This window comes from Pseudomonas sp. LAIL14HWK12:I7 (genome assembly GCF_000483465.1).
Taxonomy (GTDB): domain Bacteria; phylum Pseudomonadota; class Gammaproteobacteria; order Pseudomonadales; family Pseudomonadaceae; genus Aquipseudomonas; species Aquipseudomonas kermanshahensis.
This window is the reverse complement of record NZ_AXYZ01000008.1, coordinates 307,823-329,369: the sequence shown is the minus strand read 5'-3', so window position 1 is coordinate 329,369 and position 21,547 is coordinate 307,823. Positions and strand designations below refer to the sequence as shown.

20 protein-coding genes and 1 tRNA gene are annotated in these 21,547 nt (G+C 64.1%); 11 read left to right on the top strand and 10 right to left on the bottom strand.

Annotated features, from left to right (window positions below; all coding sequences use genetic code 11):
• Positions 1–21: 21 nt before the first annotated feature.
• Positions 22–264, bottom strand: a complete 243-nt coding sequence (locus tag D886_RS0110575) for a hypothetical protein (protein ID WP_027593905.1) — start codon at positions 262–264, stop codon at positions 22–24.
• A 269-nt stretch (positions 265–533) separates the two neighbouring features.
• Between D886_RS0110575 and D886_RS0110570 the strand changes: the two genes are divergently transcribed.
• A tRNA-Gln gene (locus D886_RS0110570) sits at positions 534–608 on the top strand.
• A gap of 268 nt (positions 609–876) precedes the next feature.
• On the opposite strand, the gene D886_RS0110565 is transcribed toward D886_RS0110570, so the two are convergent.
• From D886_RS0110565 to D886_RS0110555, 3 genes are read right to left on the bottom strand one after another with little or no spacing between them, the layout of a single operon-like run.
• Complete coding sequence (locus D886_RS0110565) at positions 877–3,264, bottom strand: hybrid sensor histidine kinase/response regulator (protein WP_027593904.1); 2,388 nt, start codon at positions 3,262–3,264, stop codon at positions 877–879.
• 13 nt (positions 3,265–3,277) lie between these two features.
• The gene (locus D886_RS0110560) at positions 3,278–3,739 is read right to left on the bottom strand and encodes a response regulator (protein ID WP_027593903.1); all 462 of its coding nucleotides are present in this window, start codon (positions 3,737–3,739) and stop codon (positions 3,278–3,280) included.
• Positions 3,740–3,754: 15 nt separating this feature from the next.
• Positions 3,755–6,004: an ATP-binding protein gene (locus D886_RS0110555; protein WP_027593902.1), complete on the bottom strand. Its 2,250-nt coding sequence runs from the start codon at positions 6,002–6,004 to the stop codon at positions 3,755–3,757.
• Between the two features lie 307 nt (positions 6,005–6,311).
• On the opposite strand from D886_RS0110555, the gene D886_RS0110550 reads away from it, so the two are divergent.
• The 7 genes from D886_RS0110550 to D886_RS0110520 all read left to right on the top strand — a co-directional run bounded on the left by D886_RS0110550 (position 6,312) and on the right by D886_RS0110520 (position 12,651).
• A complete protein-coding gene (locus D886_RS0110550; RefSeq protein WP_027593901.1) occupies positions 6,312–6,839 on the top strand; it encodes a spore coat U domain-containing protein in 528 nt (175 codons plus the stop codon).
• 29 nt (positions 6,840–6,868) lie between these two features.
• Entirely contained in the window at positions 6,869–7,405 is a 537-nt protein-coding gene (locus D886_RS0110545; protein ID WP_027593900.1) for a spore coat U domain-containing protein, read from the top strand.
• 18 nt (positions 7,406–7,423) lie between these two features.
• Positions 7,424–7,957 carry a spore coat protein U domain-containing protein gene (locus D886_RS0110540; RefSeq protein WP_027593899.1) on the top strand — a complete coding sequence of 178 codons (534 nt, stop codon included), beginning with the start codon at positions 7,424–7,426 and terminating at the stop codon, positions 7,955–7,957.
• Between the two features lie 3 nt (positions 7,958–7,960).
• Positions 7,961–8,464 carry a spore coat U domain-containing protein gene (locus tag D886_RS0110535; protein ID WP_027593898.1) on the top strand — a complete coding sequence of 168 codons (504 nt, stop codon included), beginning with the start codon at positions 7,961–7,963 and terminating at the stop codon, positions 8,462–8,464.
• Between the two features lie 39 nt (positions 8,465–8,503).
• Complete coding sequence (locus D886_RS0110530) at positions 8,504–9,280, top strand: molecular chaperone (RefSeq protein WP_027593897.1); 777 nt, start codon at positions 8,504–8,506, stop codon at positions 9,278–9,280.
• A 162-nt stretch (positions 9,281–9,442) separates the two neighbouring features.
• Positions 9,443–11,686, top strand: coding sequence for a fimbria/pilus outer membrane usher protein (locus D886_RS0110525; protein ID WP_371097556.1), 2,244 nt, complete (start codon positions 9,443–9,445; stop codon positions 11,684–11,686).
• The gene (locus D886_RS0110520) at positions 11,683–12,651 is read left to right on the top strand and encodes a spore coat U domain-containing protein (RefSeq protein ID WP_027593895.1); all 969 of its coding nucleotides are present in this window, start codon (positions 11,683–11,685) and stop codon (positions 12,649–12,651) included. The genes D886_RS0110525 and D886_RS0110520 overlap by 4 nt, the downstream gene beginning before the upstream one ends.
• A 53-nt stretch (positions 12,652–12,704) precedes the next feature.
• On the opposite strand, the gene D886_RS0110515 is transcribed toward D886_RS0110520, so the two are convergent.
• On the bottom strand, positions 12,705–13,853 hold the full coding sequence (locus tag D886_RS0110515) for a M14-type cytosolic carboxypeptidase (RefSeq protein WP_027593894.1): 1,149 nt from the start codon (positions 13,851–13,853) through the stop codon (positions 12,705–12,707).
• Positions 13,854–14,062: 209 nt separating this feature from the next.
• Between D886_RS0110515 and D886_RS0110510 the strand changes: the two genes are divergently transcribed.
• The gene (locus D886_RS0110510) at positions 14,063–15,028 is read left to right on the top strand and encodes an ABC transporter substrate-binding protein (RefSeq protein ID WP_050580744.1); all 966 of its coding nucleotides are present in this window, start codon (positions 14,063–14,065) and stop codon (positions 15,026–15,028) included.
• 133 nt (positions 15,029–15,161) lie between these two features.
• Here the strand turns inward: D886_RS0110510 and D886_RS0110505 are convergent, their stop codons facing one another.
• Together D886_RS0110505 and D886_RS0110500 are read right to left on the bottom strand one after the other, a co-directional pair.
• Positions 15,162–15,404 (bottom strand): hypothetical protein, encoded by a 243-nt coding sequence (locus D886_RS0110505; protein WP_027593892.1) that lies wholly within the window; start codon positions 15,402–15,404, stop codon positions 15,162–15,164.
• Positions 15,401–16,177, bottom strand: coding sequence for a VacJ family lipoprotein (locus D886_RS0110500; protein WP_027593891.1), 777 nt, complete (start codon positions 16,175–16,177; stop codon positions 15,401–15,403). Before D886_RS0110500 ends, D886_RS0110505 begins: the two co-directional genes overlap by 4 nt.
• A 168-nt stretch (positions 16,178–16,345) precedes the next feature.
• On the opposite strand from D886_RS0110500, the gene D886_RS0110495 reads away from it, so the two are divergent.
• Positions 16,346–17,059: a response regulator gene (locus D886_RS0110495; protein ID WP_027593890.1), complete on the top strand. Its 714-nt coding sequence runs from the start codon at positions 16,346–16,348 to the stop codon at positions 17,057–17,059.
• Positions 17,056–18,411, top strand: coding sequence for an ATP-binding protein (locus D886_RS0110490; protein WP_027593889.1), 1,356 nt, complete (start codon positions 17,056–17,058; stop codon positions 18,409–18,411). The genes D886_RS0110495 and D886_RS0110490 overlap by 4 nt, the downstream gene beginning before the upstream one ends.
• A 14-nt stretch (positions 18,412–18,425) precedes the next feature.
• Here the strand turns inward: D886_RS0110490 and D886_RS0110485 are convergent, their stop codons facing one another.
• The 3 genes from D886_RS0110485 to dkgB all read right to left on the bottom strand — a co-directional run bounded on the left by D886_RS0110485 (position 18,426) and on the right by dkgB (position 21,363).
• Positions 18,426–18,890 (bottom strand): nuclear transport factor 2 family protein, encoded by a 465-nt coding sequence (locus D886_RS0110485; protein WP_027593888.1) that lies wholly within the window; start codon positions 18,888–18,890, stop codon positions 18,426–18,428.
• A 340-nt stretch (positions 18,891–19,230) separates the two neighbouring features.
• Positions 19,231–20,412, bottom strand: coding sequence for an MFS transporter (locus tag D886_RS0110480; RefSeq protein ID WP_027593887.1), 1,182 nt, complete (start codon positions 20,410–20,412; stop codon positions 19,231–19,233).
• A 147-nt stretch (positions 20,413–20,559) separates the two neighbouring features.
• Positions 20,560–21,363 carry a 2,5-didehydrogluconate reductase DkgB gene (gene dkgB / locus D886_RS0110475; protein ID WP_027593886.1) on the bottom strand — a complete coding sequence of 268 codons (804 nt, stop codon included), beginning with the start codon at positions 21,361–21,363 and terminating at the stop codon, positions 20,560–20,562.
• Positions 21,364–21,547 lie beyond the last annotated feature (184 nt).

Sequence of the window (21,547 nt, the reverse complement as noted above, 5' to 3'; positions counted from 1 at the left end):
CGAGATAGGTCGAGCGCCCGCTTAGGCTTTGCGCTCCAGCTGGCGCTCGATCATGTACTTCACCGTCAACCGGCGCTCCTTGAGGTGGCGCAGGTCTTCGTCGACGAAGTTGCCGGCCGAGATCGATTCGGCGGCCAGCACCTGGTTGTCGATGTCCATGTACTCGTCCAGCAGGCGGTCGAGGGCTTTGTCTTGCTGGCGACGTTGCTGGACGATTTCCCGCGGGTAGTGCAGGTCTTGGTAAAGGTCGTGTGAGACAGGCATGGATACCTCCTTGGTCAATGAATGCGCCTATCTGATTGGAAAGGCGAAATGCGATTGTGTTGAAGCCATGCAGGCGGAAAGCGACGGATGGTTGCCAGGATGGGGTATTGGCAGAGGGAAGGGACTAACTTGCTGTTTTAAAGCATTTTTTTTACATCAGGGGGTTCACAGGCCGAAAGAATGTTGTTAAAGTGCCGCGCATTCCAAGACAACAACCCAGTTGTCACTCAGTTGGAATTGTCAGAGCAGCGTTTGCTGCATCTCGATACAGGGGCGTCGCCAAGCGGTAAGGCAGCAGGTTTTGATCCTGCCATGCGTTGGTTCGAATCCAGCCGCCCCTGCCATTTTCTGATTCAACTCAATATTTCTTCCCGGTGCTTAGCCAGATAAGCGCTGGGTTTTGTCGTTTCTGTTCTTAAGTACTGCCATGCCCGCCAACTGTAGGAGCAGCCTTGTGCTGCGAAGAGGCCAGTGACCGTCAGGGAATGTCCGCTGCGGCTGCCGGCCTCTTCGCAGCACAAGGCTGCTCCTACAGGTAGCGTAGATACGGCAGGTACAGTTGGCGTGCGTACAGCACGTCCGGTTAGCGTGCATACAACAGGTGCTGTAAAGCTACGCCGAGACCCGCAGCAATTCACTCAGCACCCGCGCCAGTTCATCGGCCTGCACCGGTTTTTGAATCACCAGGCTACCGGGCAGTTCCAACCCTTCCAGTTCCGCATACCCCGTCAGAAACACCACCGGTAAACGCGGGTGTCGCTCGCGCGCTGCCAGGGCCAACTGCGCGCCATTGAATTCGGGCATGGCGAAATCGGTCAGCAGCAGGTCGATGCCGTCGTCGAGCAATGCCAGTGCCTGTTCGCCACTGTGTGCCTGGCGCACCTGATAGCCGTACTGGCGCAGCACATCGCCGAGCATGTCGCGTACCAGGTGGTCGTCATCCACCAGCAAGACAGTGTGGTTTTGGCCACTGTCACCGATCGGCTGGGAAACCTCTGGCACCACAGGCTCGCTCTGCGCTTCACCCTTGACCGCCGGCAGGTACACCGCCACTTGGGTGCCGCGCCCGGGCACGGTGTCAATGCGCACGCCGCCACCCGACTGCTTGGCGAAGCCAAACACCTGGGCCAGGCCAAGCCCCGAACCCTTGCCGATGTCCTTGGTGGTGAAAAACGGCTCGAACACTTTCGCCAGCACATCTTCGCTCATGCCGCAGCCGGTATCGCGGATGCTCAGCATCACGTACTCGCCAGGGTCCGGGTCTTCCGGGCGCTGGGGGCGGGCCTCGATGTGTGTGTTGCGGGTGTAGAGGGTCAGTTGGCCGCCGTCGGGCATGGCGTCGCGGGCATTGATCGCCAGGTTGAGGATGATCATCTCGGTCTGGGTCGGGTCGGTCAGTGCTTGCCACAGGTGCGGGTCCAGGTCCAGGCGCACCGACACGTTACCGCCCAGGGTTCGGCGCAGCAGTTCTTCAAGGCCGGCCAGTGTCCGGTTCAGGTTCAGCGGCACGGGCTCCAGGCGCTGGCGCCGGGAGAAGGCCAGCAACTGCGAGGTCAGCTTGGCACCGCGTTCGCCTGCTTCACGGATGTGTGTGAGGCGGGTACGTGCTTTGTCCAGGTCGGCCTTGTTGAGGTCCCGTTCAAGGAAGCTGGCACCGGTGAGGATCACCGTCAGCAGGTTGTTGAAGTCGTGCGCCACACCCGCGGTCAACTGGCCGACCGCTTCCAGGCGCTGCATCTGTTGCAGCGCAGCCTCGATACGCTCGCGTTCGGTGATTTGTTCACGCAGGCGGGTGTTGGCCTCGGCCAGCCCCAGGGCGGACTCGCGCTCGCTGGTGATGTCGCGGGCCACCACGTACAGCAGGGTGTCTTCGGGTACCACCACCCAAGACAGCCAGCGTTGCTGGCCACCGGCATGCAGGATGCGGCCGACAAAGCGCGCGCTGGTGCGGCCGTGGGCGAGGGCGGCCAGCTCCGTGAGGAAAAGCTCCTGATCGGACTCGGGCAGCAGGTGCAACAGTGACGTTTGGCTCAGGCGTTCGCGCGAAAGGCCCAGGCTGGCTTCCCAGGCTGGGTTGAGGGCGACCGGAGTGAGGTCTTTGTTCAGCACCGCCAACAAGTCTTGCGACAGCTCCCAGGCGCGGTCGCGTTCACGGGTACGGCGCTCGACCCGTTCGCCAAGCATCTCGTTCAGTTGCTTGAGGGCGAGGGTGGCCTGGCGTTGGGTGTGAATGTCCTGCAGCACGCCAGAAAAGCGCACGCACTGGTCATCGACGAACTGGCTCTGGCCGCTGCTGAGCAGCCAGCGGGGTTCCAGGCCGTGGGGTTGCGCGATGCGGAACTCGACCCGGTAGTGGCCGCCGCTCTCGGGGCGCATGGCATGCTCCACGGCGTCGCGGACCATGGCCAGGTCTTCGGGGTAAATACCCGCGAAGAACACGTCCAGGGTCATTTCGGTACTGGTGGGCAGCCCGAACAAGGTCTTGCAGCGGTCGTCCCACAGCAACAGGCCTTCCTGTGGGCGCAGGTCCCAGGTGCCCATGCCGGCGGCGTCGATGGCGATGCGGGCGCGCGCCTCGACATCCGCCAGCGCTTCTTCGGCGCGGCGCCGACGCTGGCGTTCCTGCACTTCGGTCAATGCCCGGCGCACGGCCTTTGGCAGCAGCGGCAGGTTTTTTTTCAGTACATAGTCGGTGGCACCCAGGCGGATCATCTCCACCGCGTGCTCTTCGCCGTAGATGCCGGAGAGGAAGATGAACGGGGTGTCTGGCGCCAGGCGCTGGGCGATGGCCAGCACGTCGGTACCGGACGAGCCGGGCAGCACACAGTCGCAAAGGATCAGGTCGTAGTGGCTCTCACGCAGGGCGTGTTCGACGCCGACATGATCGAACACCAACTGCGACTGAACGTGCAGCCCGCTGCGCTCCAGGCGCAGCAGGGTCAGCTCGGCGTCCATCGAGCTGTCTTCGACCATCAAGAGTTTCAGCGGCGTTGGCAGCATGTTCGCGTTGGCCTCAGTTGCTGCCGCGGCGGTTTAGGCGCAGCGAGCCGGGTGGCGGTTCGTTGAGCACGGCCCAGAACACCCCGAGGTCGGAGATGGCGGCGACGAATTCCTTGAATTCCACGGGCTTGACCACGTAGGCATTGACCCCCAGTTCGTAGGCGCGCAACAGGTCGGGCTCCTCCCGCGACGACGTTAGCATCACGGTCGGGATGCTGCGCAGGTCAGGGGTGGTGCGAACTTCCTTGAGCACTTCCAGGCCATCGACTTTGGGCAGTTTCAGGTCCAGCAGCAGCACGGCGGGGTTGCCACCGTCGCGTTCGGCATAGGCATTGCGGCGCAACAGGTAGTCGAGCGCATCGGCGCCGTCACGCAGCACGATGACTTCGTTGGCCAACTGGCTGCGCTCCAGCGCCAGCAGCGTCAGCTCCAGGTCCCGGGGGTTGTCTTCTACCAGCAGGATAGGTTTGAGCATGATGGTACAGGGGCCTCATGTAGTCGCGGCGGGGCGCGGGAGGGTGAAATGGAAACTGGCGCCCTGGTCGATCTGGCCTTCGGCCCAGACACGGCCGTCATGGCGCTCAATGATGCGGCGTACGCTTGCCAGGCCTATCCCGGTGCCTTCGAAGTCTTCCATGCGGTGCAGGCGCTGGAACACGCCGAACAGCTTGTTGGCGTAGGCCATGTCGAAGCCTACGCCGTTATCGCGGATGCACACCTCGACCTCGTCTGGGTGCTCCTGGGCGCGGATCTCGATGCGCGCAGGGTCGCGACCGCGGGTGTATTTGATGGCGTTGCCAATCAGGTTTTGCAGCGCCAGGTTGATGAACGCCGGGTCAGCGATCACCTTGGGCAGGGGGGCGATGTCCCAGACAATTTCGCGGCCCTGGTAGTCCGGTGCCAGCTCGGCGCGTATGGCGTCGACCAGGGCATTGAGGTCGACATCCGACAGGCGCAGGGCCGAGCGGCCCATTTGCGAGAAATTCAGTAGGTTGTCTACCAGGCTGCCAGCGAATTGCGCGGCTTCGCCAATGTGCTGCAGAAAACGCCGGCCACGCTCGCTAAGGCCCTGGCCTTCGATTTCGCCGAGCAACTCGGTGTACCCCGCAATGTGCCGCAAGGGCGCACGCAGGTCGTGGGACACGCTGTAGGAAAAGGCTTCGAGTTCTTTGTTCGAGCGGCGCAGTTCGCCGGCCAGTTGTGCCAGCTCTTCGGCCTTGCGCAGGACGATGCCCAGCACGGCAGTGCGCAGCTCCACCACGCCTTCGACGATCAACGGGTCCCAGGCTTGGCAAAAGCCGCGTACTTCTTCCTGCCAGCGTTCAAAGCTGTGGCGTGGGTCAAGCTGGCCTTGCGGCCCGACCTGTTTGCTTGGCTGCCCGGCCCAGTTGACCGTGCGCACCTGCTCGGGGCGGAACCACAGCAGGTAGTGCGAGTGGATTTGAGAGATGGCCACTGCCAGCACACCGCCGACATGGTCTGCCAGTTCAGGCAGCTCGTCGATGTCGCGGCGTACGTTGTCGCTGTGGAAGACCGTGTCTTCACCGCGCTGGGCCAACCAGTGCACCAGCGCCGTGACTTGCGCCTGCGGTGGCGTCTTGCCGATCAGGTCGCAACGGTCGGCGGATATCACTGCGGCGCCGCTGGCACCGGCAAACTCCAGCAGCACATCGGGCAGGTCGCGCAGGCCCTCACTGACGCTGTCGTGATCGGCCATCGACGAGATCATCCGCACGATGTGCTGGCGCAGGTCGAGCAGGGTACGCGTGCTGGCGTGGGATTCACGCGACTCGATCTGCAGCGACAACACGCTGGCCAGCAGCTCACAGGCGGTACGGGTACGCAGGTCCACCGGGCGTGGCTGGTCATGGTGGCAGGACACCAGCCCCCACAGTTGCCCGTCGACCACGATCGACAGCGACATCGAGGCCAGGGTGCCCATGTTGCGCATGTATTGCAGGTGCACCGGCGACACGCTGCGCAGCGCGGCGAAACTCATGTCCAGCGCCTTGCCGGTGCGCGGGTTGGCGGCGGGTACCAGTTTGGAGGGCTGGTAGTTGGCGTCTTCGATCACGCGGATGCGGTTGACCCGATACAGTTCGCGCGCCTGGCGCGGGATGTCCGAGGCGGGGAAGCACAGGCCCAGGTAGCTGGGGTAGCCGGGGTCGGCCACCTCGGCCAGCACCTGGCCGTTGCCTTCGCTGTCGAACCGGTACGCCTTGACCCGGCCGAACCCGGTGATGCGCTTGAGCTGTTCCACCGACTGCTGCAGCAGGTCTTCAAGGCTGGCGGCCATGTGCAGGTTGCCGACGAAGCTGCGCACCAGTGGGTAGTAATCACCTTGCTCAGCCAGGTCGGCCGGCAAGCGCACGGGCTCGAACTCGACGATCAGCACCTGGTCGTGACGGTGGGCCAGCACGCGCAGCTTGTCGCGCCAGGGCGCACCTGGGCGCAGGCACACGTCGCCGATATGAAATGGAAAGGCCTCGTCGTCGGGCAGGCGTGCAAGGTGCGCGCGCATATCGAAGCCGTCACCGACCAGCTCGGCCAAGGCGCAGCCCAGCAGCTCCCTGGCGGGCAGGCCTAGCCAGTGCTCGGCGTTTTCGCTGGCCTGGAGGATGTGCAGGTCGGCCTCGTCCAGCACCAGCAGAAACCCGTGGGGCTGGATGCTGCCCGGCACCTGGATCGGCTCCTGGGCACAGCGCTCTACGGCCTCGGCGAGGGGGTTGTCTGCAGTTATCAATGAAAACGCTCCTGTCATGCCCGCCCATGCAGCGGTCACGTGTCTGGTGCAGGACGATGGTTGACATGCACCGTACCAGAATGTCGGCTGATTTGCCGGCTCATGGCCATTGGAGGCACTGTGCGACGAGGGGTTCGGTGGCATTGAAGATTTTTTCGCGGTGGCCGCGAACGCCCGCTATCGCTTTATCGCTAATACAAAAAAATGGCTTGAAGCCATCACTGCTATTCCACCCCGCTGCTACGCTCCAATGGGTACACAGCTTCAATGCAAAGCGTCAGCACACAGCGATAAGGATTATAAAGTGACGGAACGCTTTTTGGCCGCGTTGTTTGGCCTGTTGTTGAGCGGCAGTGCCGTAGCGACGGACTTTCTCGTTGAAGTGCGGGTCCTGGTGCAGCGGGGCTGCATGCTGGTCAACCAGACGCGAGATGCCGGGGCACAAGCGTTGGGCCTGATCGACCTGGGCAGTGCCGCGCGGCTCGATGGCCCAGGCGCGCCCTTGAGTGGTGTACTGCACAGCCAGCGGCCGCCACGCTTGGAATGCAACCCCGACACGCCCTATCAGGTGCGGGTCGATGGCGGCCAGCACGGTGGCGCAGGTGAGCTGCGCTTTCTGGCCAACGACGACGGCAAGGCCCGGCCTATTCCTTATCGCTTGTATCGCGACCCCGCCTGGCGCGAGCCGTTGGCGGTCGATGTCGCGCACTCGGCGCGGGTGCCGAGCAGCGGTTCGATCGAACTCCCGCTCTATGCCCGCATCGACAAACTGGCCTGGGTACCACAGGCAGGCCTGTATGGCGACCTGCTCAAGATCACGGTCACCTGGTAAGGATGCCCCCTGCACAAGGACGCGACGCCATGAACCGCACCTCGATCCTGCTGCTTACCCTCGGCCCGCTGCTGTTGCCCGGTGGCGCGGCCCATGGCACCACCACCGGGTTCATCCAGGCGCGGCTGGTGATCAGTGCGGCCTGCCAGATCAGCAGCGGCACCGACCAGCCTGCAACCCTGGGCAACCCAGGCCTGATGGACTTCGGTGAACGTGGCCCGAACTGGGACCAGCCACTGCGCAGCCGGGTCGACGAAGTGGCCGGCGAGGGCCGCTTGCAGATCAGTTGCACGCCCGAGGTCAGGGCCTTCAACGTGCGGATCAACGGCGGCCTGAATGGCAATGACGGCGTACGGCGCCTGAGCAACGGCCGTGAACTGATCCCTTATCAACTGGCGGTGGACCCGGGTGGCAACAGCCGCTACGGCATCGGCCAGGCCCGCGCCTTCACCATCAGCAGCACCCAGCAGATACCGATTCCGATCTACGGCGTGGTAGTGGCGCAACCGCGCGCCCTGCCTGCCGGGCTGTACCGCGACACCCTGAGAGTGACCCTGGACTGGTAACCACGCAAGGAGACTCCGATGCGCACGAACCTCACCCACTGCATCCTCGCCGGCCTCGGTTTGGCCTTGGCTTCCCAGGCCCAGGCCGCCACGGTGACCGGTAACATCACCTCGACGCTGACACTGATCGCGGCCTGCCAGGTCAATGGCAGTTCCGCGAGCTCAGGGTTGAACTTCGGTACCCTCAACTTCGGCACCCAGGATGCCCTGTTCGGTACTGCCAACGCCCAGGTGCTTGGCGGCACGGGTAGCGCCCTGAGCATCCTGTGTTCGGCGGGCAGCATCCCGGCGATCCGCGTGCGGGCCGGTAGCCACGATGGCCAGTCCAGCGGCGGCACGCGTGCACTCGCCGATGGCGCCGGCAACTTCGTGCCCTACGACTTCTACACCGATACCGGGCGCACCCAGGTTCTGGTCATTGACGCCACCATCACCTTGCCGACCAGTACTGGCGTGGCCCAGACCGTCAACCTGTATGGCCAGGCGCGCGGCAAGGCGGGCCTGCCAGCGGGGGTGTACACCGACACGGTGGCCGTCGAGCTGACCTTCTGAGCCATGCGCGGTTGGCTGGCAAGTGGCATCACGGGTATCGGTGTGCTGCTGGCCACGCCTCTGGGGGCGGTGCCCACCAGCACGTTCCAGGTGAATGCGCAGATCGTCGCCGGTTGCCTGGTGGTCGGTGGCGTGAGCAACTACGGCACGCTCGACTTCGGCACCCAGTCGGCGCTGGCCAGCGGCACCCTGAGCACCTCACTGGGGGGCGCCAGCGTGACGTTTCAGTGCACACCCGGGGTAACCCTGAACATGAGCCTGGACGGCGGCCAGAACAACGCCAGTGGCACACGCAACCTCAAGCGTACGGGCGGCACGCAGGTGTTGGCCTACCAGTTGTACCGCGACGCGGCGTACAGCCAAGCCTTCGGCATTGGCCAGAGCGTGGCGGTCAGTTACACCGACCCCACGTCAATCAAATTGCCGGTGTACGGCAGAACCCAGTTGACCGGCACGCTGCCGGCAGGGACCTACACCGATGTAGTGCAAGTGACGGTGACCTGGTGAAACGGCCAGCACCCATGACAGCAGTCTAAGGAGAGTGGCATGTGGGCAGGCGCGAAGTGGGCGCGTGGTTTGATCGGGTTATCGCTGCTGGCAAGCCTGCCGGCGGGGGCAGCCACCTCGGTGCTGATCTGGCCGATTGACCCGGTGCTGGAGGCTGACCAGAAGGCCGGCGCACTGTGGCTGGAAAACCGCGGCACTGCGCCGGCGAACCTGCAGGTGCGGGTGTTCGCCTGGCGCCAGGGTGATTACCAAGAGCAGTTTCAGGCACAGCGCGACATCATTGGCAGCCCGCCCGTGGCCAATATCGCCCCGGGGCAAAAACAGTTGATCCGCCTGACCCGCACCGGCAGTTCGCCCGCCGGCCAAGAGCAGGCCTATCGCATCATCATCGACGAAATCCCCCCAGCAGTCCCGGCAGACAACGCCAGTCAGGGCGCTACGGCCGCGATCCGCCTGCAGATGCGTTATTCGGTGCCGCTGTTCGTCTACGGCGAAGGGTTGTGGGGCAAGGCCGACCCTGAAGGCAAACGTAATGCCGAAGGGGTGGGCAAGCCGCAACTGAGCTGGCACGCAGTGACCGTGCAGGGCAAACCCTACGTCGAGCTGCGCAACACCGGCCCGGTGCATGCGCGCCTGACCGATGTGGTGGTGCAGCAAGGCAGCCAGAGCAAACCGCTGGCCGAAGGCCTGCTGGGCTATGTATTGCCCGGTGCCAGCATGCGTTGGCCGGCGCCGATGGCGCCGAGCGCCGGCAGTGTGCTGAAAGGGCGGGTCAATGGCCAGAACGTGGCGGATGCCATCCGCCAAGGTCAATGAGCCAGCGGCTGAATGAAGGGCAGGGGCCAGGGAGGACCCGGCAATGGTCGGAAACCGTGTGTGAAATGGCTGTCGGCGACGCCGCGCCGCTGGTGCCTGGGGCTGGCCCTGTTCGGCCCCTGCCTGGCACTGGCCGACGACCTGCCGCCACCGCCCACGGAGATGTCCGCCATCGCCGACGCCACGCTGTACCTCGACCTGCTGGTGAACCAGATGCCCAGGGCTGAACTGGTGCCCGTGCAGCAACGGGCCGGGCAACTGTTCCTGGGCAGTGATGTGCTGCGCACGGCCGGTATCAGCCTGCCAGGCGACCCCCAGGGCGAAGTGGCACTGGATGCCGTGCCAGGTCTGCACGCCGACTACGACAGCCAGAGCCAGCGCCTGCTACTGCAGGTGCCGCCGGCCTGGCTGCCGGACCAACAGGTAGGCGATCGCAACCTGTACCCGGCCAGCGATGCGCGCAGCAGTTTCGGCGCCTTGTTCAACTACGACCTGTACCTGAACGACACCGATGAGGGTGGCACCTACCTGGCAGCCTGGAACGAACTGCGCCTGTTCGACAGCTGGGGGACGTTCTCCAGTACCGGCCAGTGGCGCCAGTCATTCAATGGCGCCCAGGCCGACCAGTCGCGGCAGGGCTTCCTGCGTTACGACAGCACCTGGCGCTTCACCGATGAACAACGGCTGCTCAGCTACGAAGCCGGTGATTTCGTCACCGGTGCCTTGCCCTGGACCAGCGCGGTGCGGGTCGGCGGCCTGCAACTGTCGCGCGATTTCGCGGCTCGTCCGGACTTGGTGACCTACCCGCTGCCCGCATTCGCCGGAGAGGCGGCGGTACCGACTTCGCTGGACCTGTTCATCAACGGCTACAAGTCCAGCACCACCGAGCTGCAGCCCGGCCCGTACACCCTGACCAACGTGCCGTTCATCAACGGTGCAGGTGAGGCGGTGGTGGTAACTACCGACGCCCTCGGCCGGCAGGTGTCGACAACACTGCCGTTCTATGTCACCAGCAGCCTGCTGCAAAAGGGCCTGTCGGACTTCTCAGTGGCTGCCGGTAGCCTGCGCCGCGATTATGCCGTGCGCGATTTCAGTTACGGCCCAGGGGTCGCCTCGGGGAGCTTGCGCTATGGCCTCAGCGACAGCTTTACCCTGGAGAGCCACCTCGAAACCGCCGAGTCACTGGTGCTGGGCGGCTTGGGTGGCAACATGCGCCTGGGCAACTTCGGGGTGCTGAATGCGGCCTTGGCACAGAGCCAGTTCGACGGCGAAAAGGGCCATCAGGTCGCCCTTGGTTACCAGTACAACAGCCAGCGCATCGGCTTCAGCTACCAGCGCCTGCAGCGCCATGGCGACTACGCCGACCTGTCGCGGGTCGACAGCCCGGACATGCAGTTGAGCCAACGTAGCGAGCAGGTCACCGTCAGCCTCAACCTCAATGAATACGGCAGCCTCGGCGCTGGCTATTTCGACGTACGCGCCGCAGACGCTTCGCGCACGCGCCTGATCAACCTGAGCTGGAGCAAGCCGCTGTGGGGCAACAGCAGCATCTACCTGTCGGCCAACCGCGAAATCGGTGACAGCCAGTGGGCCGTGCAGGCGCAATTGGTCATGCCGTTCGACCTTAACGGTACCCTGGCGTTAAGCGCAGAACGCAGCAAGGAAGGCGAGGACTTGCAGCGGGTCAACTACAGCCGGGCGGTGCCGGTGGGCGGTGGCGTCGGGTACAACGTGGGGTATGCCACCGGTGGCAACCGCGATGCCTATCGCCAGGCCGATGTCACCTGGCGCCTGCAGTCGGTGCAGTTGCAGGCCGGTGTATACGGCAGCAGTGGCGAGATGACCCGATGGGCAGACGCCAGCGGCTCGTTGGTTTGGATGGACGCCGGGGTGTTCGCCGCCAACCGCATCGACGACGCCTTCGTGGTGGTCAGTACCAACGGCTACGCCGATGTGCCGGTGCGCTACGAGAACCAGCAGATCGGCCGCACCGACAGCAGCGGCCATTTGCTGGTGCCGTACAGCAGCGGTTACTACCGGGGCAAGTATGAGATCGACCCGATGGACCTGCCGCCCGACATCCTGGCACCCGAAGTGGAGCAGCGTGTGGCGGTGCGTCGTGGCAGCGGCTACTTGCTGGAGTTCCCGCTCAGGCGCGTGCTGGCGGCGAGTATCGAGTTGGTGGACGCTAGCCAGCAGGTGATCAAGCTCGGCAGCCGAGTGACCCACGAGGAAAGCGGCAGCCAGGCGGTGGTTGGCTGGGATGGGTTGGTCTACCTGGAGAACCTCTCGCCGCACAACCGCCTGCAGGTGGCGCTGGAGGGCGGAGGGCAGTGCCAAGTCGAATTCGACCTGCCTGAAGGCGCAGGCTCGGTCCCCTTGATCGGCCCATTGGTGTGCCGATGAAGGCCTGGCAGCGAGGGTTGTGGGCGTGCGCGTTGCTGCTGCCGGCAGGTGCGGCGTGGGCCAAGTGCGCGTCGGTGCCAACCTCGCCCGCAGCGTTTGGCACCGTCAGTTCGACCCTGGTACGCAGCACGGTACAGACCGCCTTCAGCAGCAATTCGGGGTTGCAGTGCAACGGCTCGGTGCTCAGCGTGCTCGGCAGTGGCGATACCTTCAAAGCGACCATTCTGCCGGCCACCGGTGGTTTGGTCGGCCCCACCGGTGACGTCATCCCCTACACGCTGTATGCCGACAGCAGCACCAACTACCCGATCACCCGTGGTGTGGCCTTCGATTTTGCCCGCAACGGCATTCTTGACCTGCTCGGGTTGCTCAACGGTACACCCAAGGCGGTGCCGATCTACATGCGCACGCAGCTCAACAGTAACGTCGCGGCGGGGCTTTACCAGGAGACGCTGAGCGTCAACTGGGCCTGGAACTACTGCGATGGGATTGGCATTGGCGGTTTGTGCATCGGCCGAGATAACAGTTCCGGCACTCAGTTTCTCACGGTCAGCCTGACGGTGAGCAACGACTGCCAGATCACCACACCCACCATCAGTTTCGGCAGTGCGCCGGTGGTGTCGGGGTTTGCCACGGTGAACCAAGGCGTGAGCCTGTCATGTACCAAAGGCACCAGCTACACGGTGGGGCTGGATGACGGGCAGAACGTGTCGGGTGGGCGGCGCAGGATGAAGTCGGCGGCCAACAACTACCTGGCCTACGATATCTTCAAGAGCGGCAGTACAGTGCGCTGGGGCTCGGTCACCGGTGCCCGGCGTTCGAGCAGTGATGCCGATATCAACCCAGGGGTGGGTACGGGGACAGGCAGCCAGGTGTTCAACTACAACGCCAAGGTGTACACCGACCAGGCCACACCGCCGGCGGCGAGCTACACCGACAGTGTGACGCTGGACGTGCAGTTTTAGCGTTCTACTGAACCTGCCTCTTCGCGGGCAAGCCCGCGAAGGCGCCTTGAAGGTCAACGCAGTTCGTCAGCCATCTTCAGCAATGTCTCCAACACTGCCCCTGCCAGTGCCTTCGACCGCGCCCCTGACCACCCGGTTACGGCATTGGGTGCATCGTCATGGTCCTTGAAGGGCATTTCCAGCGTCAGTGACAGGCAGTCATGGGCCATGCCCACCGCATTGCACGCCAGCGTGGTATTGGCTTGCCCAGGCTCATCACGTGTATAGCCATGCACGGTCTGGAAGTCCGGGGTCACGCTGCAAAGCGTGCTCCGGAACTGCTCCTCCAGCTTAGCCAGGCGTGGTGTGTAACCGGGGTTGCCCTCGCACGCCGCAGTGAACACATGGGGGATTTCTTCATCCCCGTGCACATCGATGAATGCATCCACCCCGTACTGCTTCATCTGCGCCTGGGCAAAGAACACCTCAGGGCTGAACTCGACGCTGGCGTCCTGCCAAGCACGGTTGAGGTCCTTGCCCTTGAAGTTGGTGCGCAGATGCCCGAGGAAGGCGCCGTCCGGGTTCATGTTGGGGATCAGGTACAGGTCGGCTTTTGCCAGCAGTTGCTGCACCTGGCCATCGTTGGCTTGCAGGCGGTCGATCACGCCCTCCATGAACCACTCGGCCATGTGCTCGCCGGGGTGTTGCTGTGCAATCAACCACAGCTTGCGCTTGCCGGCTGCGCCGTCGCCCGCACGCAGCAAGGGGATATCGCGCCCTTGCACACTGCGGCCGCTGGCCAGCAGTTCGACACCGGGGATCTGCTTGGCGCGCTCGATCAGTTGGTTGTGGCGCGCGCGCGGGTAGGGCTCGAAGTAGGCGAACCAGATCTGTTCCTGCTCGGCAGTCACTTCGAATGACAATGCCTTGCCATCGAACTGGCTGGGTACGCGAAACCAGGTCTGCTGGTCGTAGGAGGCCACGGCGTTGTACCCGGCCCAGGCATTCTTGTAGGAGGATTCGGAGGCGTTATCCAGGCTGAAGCGATGGACCTGGCCCGGCGTCAACCCGCTGACCTTGAAGTGGAACCACTGGAAGTGGCCGCTGTGGGTGTCCGGCCGGATGGCCAGGTGGACCTTGGCAGGGTTGCTGGCATCCAGTACCTGGATGTTGCCGGAATCGAAATCGCAGTCGATCTGCAGGGGGGACAGCGTCACGGTCATCGCCGGGCTCCTTGACGGGCTTTGTTGTGGGGTTACTGTACACCGGTTGCGCGCTTGAGTGATGCAGGTGGCCTGTTGCTTCAGGTGTCGAGGGCTCGACAGTCACTGGTTTGTGCTTTGTTTTGCATATTAGGTTATCGCTAAAATCACTTTCATTTATTAATTGGCTGCCGTTAGAGTCCAGGTTCCCTACCTGCAAGGAGCCGCGGATGTCCATCCGATCCCACCTTTTGATGATTGCCGCCAGCGCATTGCTGGCGACCCAAGCCTTCGCAACCGAACGCCTGACCCTGCGCATTGGTGACCAGAAAGGCAACATGCGTGCGCAGCTGGAGGCCGCCGGTGCCTTGCGCGACTTGCCCTACGACATTCAATGGGCCGAGTTCCCCGCCGCTGCGCCCTTGGCCGAGGCGCTGAATGCTGGGGCGATCGATGCCGGCATCATCGGCGATGCACCGTTGCTGTTCGTGCTCGCCTCAGGGGCGCCGGTCAAGGCGATCGCCGTCGACAAGTCCGACCCTTACGGCACGGCATTGTTGGTGAACCCCGACGCGCCCTTCAACAGCGCCGCCGACCTCAAGGGCAAGCGCATCGCCACGGGCCGCGGGTCGATTGGCCATCACCTGGCGCTCAAGGCGCTGGACCAGGCTGGCCTGTCGGAAAAGGACGTCGAGTTTCGCTTTCTCGGCCCGGTCGATGCCAAGATTGCCTTGGCCAATGGCGCGGTGGACGCCTGGTCGACCTGGGAGCCCTACACCGCGCTGTCCGAGTTGAGCGGGCAGGGCAGGGTGCTGGTCAATGGCCGTGGCCTGTCCAGCGGCAACAGCTTCCTCGCAGCCACCGACAGCGCGCTGGAGGATGCGCCACGCCGGGCCGCACTGCAGGACTACCTGGCACGCCTGGCCGGCGCCCAGGTCTGGGCGTATCAGCACCTGGACAGTTATTCGAAAACCCTCGCGGCGATCATCGGCTTCCCTGAAGAGGCCGCGCGCCTGCAGTTCGAGCGCCGCCAATTGCGCTGGCAGGCCATCGACGCCACCACCATTGCCGAACAACAGGAAACCGCCGACTTCTATAAAGCCCACGGCCTGATGAGCCAACGGCTGGATGTGGCACCGACCTTCGCCAGCGGCTTCAGCGTGCCCGCAACCGATGCACTGGCGGCTCAACGCTAACCCTGTGGCGGGCTTGCCTGCGAGAGGCCACGGCAGTTACAGGGTTTCTCCTTAGTCGAAGGCGATGACCGACGAACAGATGGCGCCTTTGCTGCTTGCCGCAGTCAGCAATATGACGCTTTGAATGTCCTGATCAGGATGGCTCGCGCTCCAGGCTTTGCCGGGCCATCCACTTCAGCAGCGTTGCGATGGGCACGCGGCGGTGCACTTCGTGACGCTGCTGTGCAGCAGCGCCGTCGCCCGTGCGCTCGCGATAACGGCTCAGAATCAAATGCTGGCCATCCTCGGAGACCCGCGCCTCGAGCTCGTGCAGCACCTGCTGGCGAGTGTCGCGCTGCAGGCGCCTGAACAACACCACCGGTTGGGGATCATTCATCGGTGGGTACCCCCGCAGCTCCCCGGCCGTTTGCCAGGCGCGCCAGCCTTGCCTTCGGCCACCCGCTCGGCACGCTGTTGGGCAGTGTAGTCACGCACTGCCAGGTAGTAATCAGGCAGGATGCGCAACGTGTCGGTAACCGGCAGCGCTTCGGCGCGGCCATCCACCACACTGCCTACCATGGCCACATTGCCCAAGGTGTCGACCGTGTCGCTGTTATCGCCGAACGGGTCGAGCGCCAAGCTCAGCAAGCTGCCGGTCGCATCGCGCAGGTTGTGGGTGCCCAGCAGCGGTAGCTCGACGATCGGGCCATCGGCGATGTTCCACACGCCGAAGGTTTGGCCAAAGTCCGACGTGTGTCGGGGTAGCCCCATCTTCCCGGACACATCGATCAAGCCGGCGACGCCCAGGGTCGTGTTGAACATGAAGCGCGTGAGGCTGGTCATCGCCCGTTCGCCGTTGCCTTGCAACAGGTCGTTGACCAAGACCTTGGGTTCGCCGAAGTTGGCGGCGAAGTTGTGCACGCCCTGCCGGGTGAAATCAGGCAATGCGCTATAGCCACGGGCGACCGGTGCCAGCAGGTAATCGTCGACACTGCGGTTGAAGGCGAACACGGCGCGGTTGGCGGGCTCGGCGGGGTCGCTGAGCTGATAGGCCACAGGGCCACAGGCACTGGCAGGTGGCCGCTGGCTGCAGCCGCCGGCAGCGAGCAATGACAAGGCCAGTAGCGCATGGCGGGCTGAAAACCAGGCAGTGGGGGTAGCGGTGGGCATGGGCACATTCCAGACAAGAACTGGCGCCGATGGTGTGGCCGGTTGATTGCCTGGGAATGTCTGGATTATTGCCCGGCTGACACTTTGTTTCCGGGTTGAAATATATGACGGCAGCCCTGGGATGGCCGTAAAGTAAGCCTTTACTCCCTCTGTTCGCGGTGCCCCGGTGTGAGCCATTTGCTGATTGTCGACGATGATGTCGAAGTACTCGACCTGCTGCAGAAGTTTCTCCGCCAGCACGGCTACGAGGTCGATGTAGCCAGTGATGGCCAAGGCCTTTGGCAGGCACTCGAACGGCGCGTGCCGGACTTGGTCATTTTGGATGTCATGCTACCGGGCGACAGTGGCCTGGTGCTGTGCCAGCGCTTGCAGGCCGAGTACAAGGTAGCGGTGATCATGCTCACCGCCATGGGCGAACTGAGCGACCGTGTGGTGGGCTTGGAGCTGGGCGCGGACGACTACCTGACCAAGCCGTTCGCCGCTCGCGAGTTGCTGGCCCGGGTGCGGGCGGTACTGCGCCGGGCAGGCGAGAGTCCGGGCAGCCCATTGCCTGCCTCGTCGCGTGCCGTACTCGAATTCTCTGGCTGGCAGCTGGACGTGCTGCGACGTGAGTTGCGCTCGCCGGAGGGGGTCATGATCCCCTTGTCCAACGGCGAATTCGAGCTGCTGCTGGTCTTCGCCGAGCACCCCAGGCGCGTGCTCAGCCGCCAGCAACTGCTGGACCTGGCGCGTGGCGAAGCGCACGAGGCCTATGACCGCAGCATCGACGTGCAGGTGAGCCGGCTGCGGCGCAAGCTTGAAAGCGACGGCGACAGCGAACCGTTGATCCGCACCTTGCGCAACGTCGGCTACCTGTTCACCGCCAGTGTGACCAAGCGATGAGGCTGTTGGCCTGGGCGCGCAGGGCCCTGCCACGGCCACGCGTCACCATTGCCCGCTGGATCGCGCTCACTACTCTGGCGGCCATGCTCAGCCTGCTGCTGCTCAAGTGGCTGTTCGGTGTGCTGCTCAGCGTGTGGGCGCAGCCGCCGTTGTTGGAAAGCGGCTTGATCGAGAAGGTTGCTACCGTCGCCCGCATGGTCGACGCCGCACCTGTGGCGCAGCGGCCGACCTTGGCCAGCGCCGCAGGTGATGTGTCGTATAGCGTGCAATGGCTACTGCAGCGTGACGAGGCCGGTTTGCCAGCCCTGGTAGATAACGAATTCCACCAAGGGGCGCCGACATTGCGCGCACTCCTGGCGCGCCCGGACGCGCAGATCGAAGTCTACGGGCCGTCCGACTTGCCCGCGCAGGCGCAACCGCGTGGCTATGCGCTTCTGATCGAACTGTCAGACAAGTCATGGCTGCTCTATCGCGCCACCGACCGCAGCTGGGGGCTGGATGAACTGCCGCGCAACCTGATCATTGTGGCGCTGATGATCGTCTCCAGCCTGGCGCTCGCGCTATTTGCCACGCGCTACCTGGCCCGCCCTCTGGAGCGCTTCGCCGAAGGCGCGCGGCGCTTTGGCAAGGACTTCAACGCCCCACCGATCCCAGTGGTCGGCCCTTACGACCTGCGCCAGGCCATTCTGGCTTTCAACGCCACCCAGGCCCAGCTCAAGCATTTTCTCGACGACCGCACGCAGATGCTCGCGGCGATTTCCCATGACCTGCGCGCCCCGTTGACACGCATGCGCCTGCGCGCCGAGTTCATCGAAGAGGGCGAATTGCAGGCCAAGTTGTTCAAGGACGTGGACGAGATGCAGGCGATGGTCGACGCCGCGTTGCAGTTTTTCCGCGATGATGCACGGCTGGAGCCGGCCACGGCGTTCGACCTGGGCGAATTGTTGTCGACCGTGGTCGACGACTTCAAGGATGCTGGGGTGGACATCGACCTCAGCGGGCCGCGCCGGTGGGTCTATGTGGGCCGCCCCATTGGTATCAAGCGGGTGATGGTCAACCTGATCGAAAATGCGGTGAAGTACGGCACTGAGCCGACGGTGCAGTTGGCGATCACTGACGAGCAGATCATCATCCGCGTTCTTGACCGAGGCCCGGGCATCCCAGAGCACTTGCAAGCATGCGTTTTCGAGCCCTTCTACCGCATCGAAGGCTCACGCAACAAGGACACCGGCGGGGTCGGCCTGGGCTTGCCGGCGGCGCGCGCCATCGTCCTCGAACAGGGCGGTAGCGTAACCCTGAGCAACCGCCAGGGCGGTGGGCTCGAGGTCAGGGTCACGCTGCCTGTCGGCTGACCCACCGGTGGCGATCAGAGCCCCAGGTCACTTAGCCCGGGGTGATCGTCCGGGCGCCGCCCCAGGGGCCAATGGAACTTGCGATCCGCCTCGGCGATAGGTTGCTCGTTGATACTCGAATGGCGGTTCTGCATCAGGCCATCCTCGGCAAATTCCCAGTTCTCATTGCCGTAGGCACGGAACCACTGGCCGCTGTCATCGTGGTACTCGTAGGCGTAGCGCACGGCAATGCGGTTGCCGGTGAAGGCCCACAGCTCCTTGATCAGGCGATACTCCAGTTCATGGTTCCACTTGCGTGTCAGAAAGGCCTCCACCTCGGCCCGACCACGAGGGAACTCGACACGGTTACGCCACACGGTATCGGGCGTGTAGGCCAACGCCACCTTGGCGGCGTCGCGGCTGTTCCACCCGTCTTCGGCAAGACGGACCTTTTCGATGGCGGTTTCGCGGGTGAAAGGGGGCAGCGGTGGGCGGGGCATCGTGGGCACTCCTCAGGTGGTTTATAGCTAGGAGCGTAGTCATCGAGGGCGGTACAGGGAATCGGCGTGCCCGGCACTTCATAATTGCGGGCGGCGGAATAATGTTGGGATGCGGAGGTCGCAAGTGAGTCCCTGACTCTGTGGGAGCAGCTGTCTTGTGGTGCTTGTTCCGGCCTCTTCGCGGGCAAGTCGGACCGCCGCACCTGTGGGAGCCGGCTTGCCGGCGATGCAGGCGACGCGGTTTATGGCACCGGCTTTGCCGGTGTTCGCCGGCAAGCCGGCTCCCACGGGGCCCTGCTAAATCAATGAAACATCCTCTCTAGGGGAGGTTCTCAGGCGTTCAGGCTGCGCCGTCCAACGCTGTGCCCGTCGCCTTCGCGCGCCCGCCGAGCCATACCAAAAGCAGCCCCGCAGCCGCCAGCAGCCCACCAGCCATCGGTACCGCCGCGTAGCCCAGGTTCAGGCTGATCACCCCACCCCCGAGCGCAGCGCCCACGGCATTGCCAAGGTTGAACGCGCCGACGTTGATCGAAGAGGCCAGCCCTGGGGCCTCGGCGGCGGCGGTCATGACGCGCATCTGCAGTGGCGGCACCACGGCGAAGGTGAACACACCCCACACCAGCAGCGCGAGGGCGGCGCCCAGGTGGCTGCCCAGCACCAGTGGCATCAGCAGCATGATCACCGCCAACGCACCCAGGAAGATCCGTGCCGCGCCATCCAGTGACCAATCGGCCAGTCGTCCGCCGAGGCTGTTGCCCAAGGTGAAGCCCACGCCGATCAGGACCAGCCCGAGGGTGACGAAGCTGTCCGAGGCACCGGTCAGTTCGGCCAGTACCGGCGCCACGTAGGTGTACAGGGTGAACATGGCGCCGGCACCCAGCACGGTGGTGGCCATGGCCAGCAGCACGCTGGGGCGGGCAATCACGGCCAGTTCCTTGCGCACATGGGGCACGCTGCCGCGCTCACCCTTGGGCAGGGCGTACCACAGCGCGGCCATGGCCAGCAGGCCGAGCACCGCTGTGCCGGCAAACGCCATGCGCCAGCCGACCTGCTGGCCGACCCAGGTGGCGGCAGGCACACCGCCGATATTGGCGATGGTCAGGCCCATGAACATGGTCGCCACGGCGCTGGCTTGTTTGTCCTTGGGCACCACGCTGGCAGCAACCACTGCGCCCAGGCCGAAGAAGGCCCCGTGGTTGAGGCTGGTGACCAGGCGGGAGGCCAGCAGCGTGTAATAGTCCGGCGAAAGTGCCGACAACAGGTTGCCCAGGGTGAAGATGGCCATCAGCGACATCAGCGCGGCGCGCTTGCCGAAGCGGCTGAACAGTAAGGTCATGATCGGTGCGCCGACCATCACGCCGATGGCGTAGGCGGTGATCAGCATGCCCGCGCTGGGGATGCTTGCATCGACGCCTTGGGCGATCACGGGCAACAGGCCCATGGGAGTGAATTCGGTGGTGCCGATGCCGAAGGCGCCGATGGCCAGGGCGAACAGGACCCGTTTGGGAGAAAGCGTGCTCATCGAGCGCTCCGGATGGGATGAAGGGGGGGTAGGAGCAGCCTTGTGCTGCGAAGAGGCCCGTAAACACAGCGAAGATTCATGCTGTGTTCACCGGCCTCTTCGCAGCACAAGGCTGCTCCTACAGTGCAAGCTGCAGCGGCGGGTTGATCAGTCCCAGGCAGGCGCCAGGCCATCCGGGCTGACTTCACGCCCGTTGCGTTCGAGCGTGGCGATGCGCGCCATGTCGTCGGCGTCCAGGCGCAGGTCCCGGGCGAGCAGGTTGCTGGCTAGGTTCTCGCGTTTGGTCGACGACGGAATCACCGCATAGCCCAATTGCAGGGCCCAGGCCAGTGCCACTTGCGCGACGGTGGCTTTGTGCTTGGCGGCGATCTCGGCCAGCACCGGGTCTTTCAGGACCTTGCCATAGGCCAGGGTCATGTAGGAGGTGACGGTGATGCCCTGATCCTGCAGGAACGCGGCCAGCTTGGCATTTTGCAGGTAAGGGCTGAGCTCGATCTGGTTGGTGGCGATTTCGCCCTCGCCAACCACCGCGATGGCTTGCTTGGTCAGGTCGATGTTGAAGTTGGACACACCGATCTGGCGGGTCAGGCCCTGCGCCTTGGCCTCAGCCAGGGCTGCCATGTACTCGGGCAGCTCGACGCCATTGCCCGGTGCCGGCCAGTGGATCAGCAACAGGTCGACATGGTCGGTACGCAATTTGGCCAGGCTCTCGCGCAGGCTGGGGACCAGCTTGTCGGCGGCGTAGTTGTCGACCCAGATCTTGGTGGTGATGAACAGCTCGCTGCGCGGCACGCCGCTTTCGGCGATGGCTTGGCCCACCTCGGCTTCGTTCTTGTAGATCTGTGCGGTGTCGATGACGCGGTAGCCCAGCGCCAGGGCCGACTTGACCGAATCGATGACCGCTTGGCCGGTGAGGCGGAAGGTGCCCAGGCCGAAAGAGGGAATGTTCATGATCTTGCTCCTGATGAGGCTACGTGAACCGAACGGTGCTGGCTTTGGTTGTTCAGGTGAGGGAGCAGTGTGCGGCTTCTCCAGAAGGTGATAAAGCCGTCGTCACTCCAAAGTACTTTGCGTCTGGAGCAAGAATTGGCGCTTGTGGATAAACGCACCGAGAGGTAATGGCGTCGCGATGCGC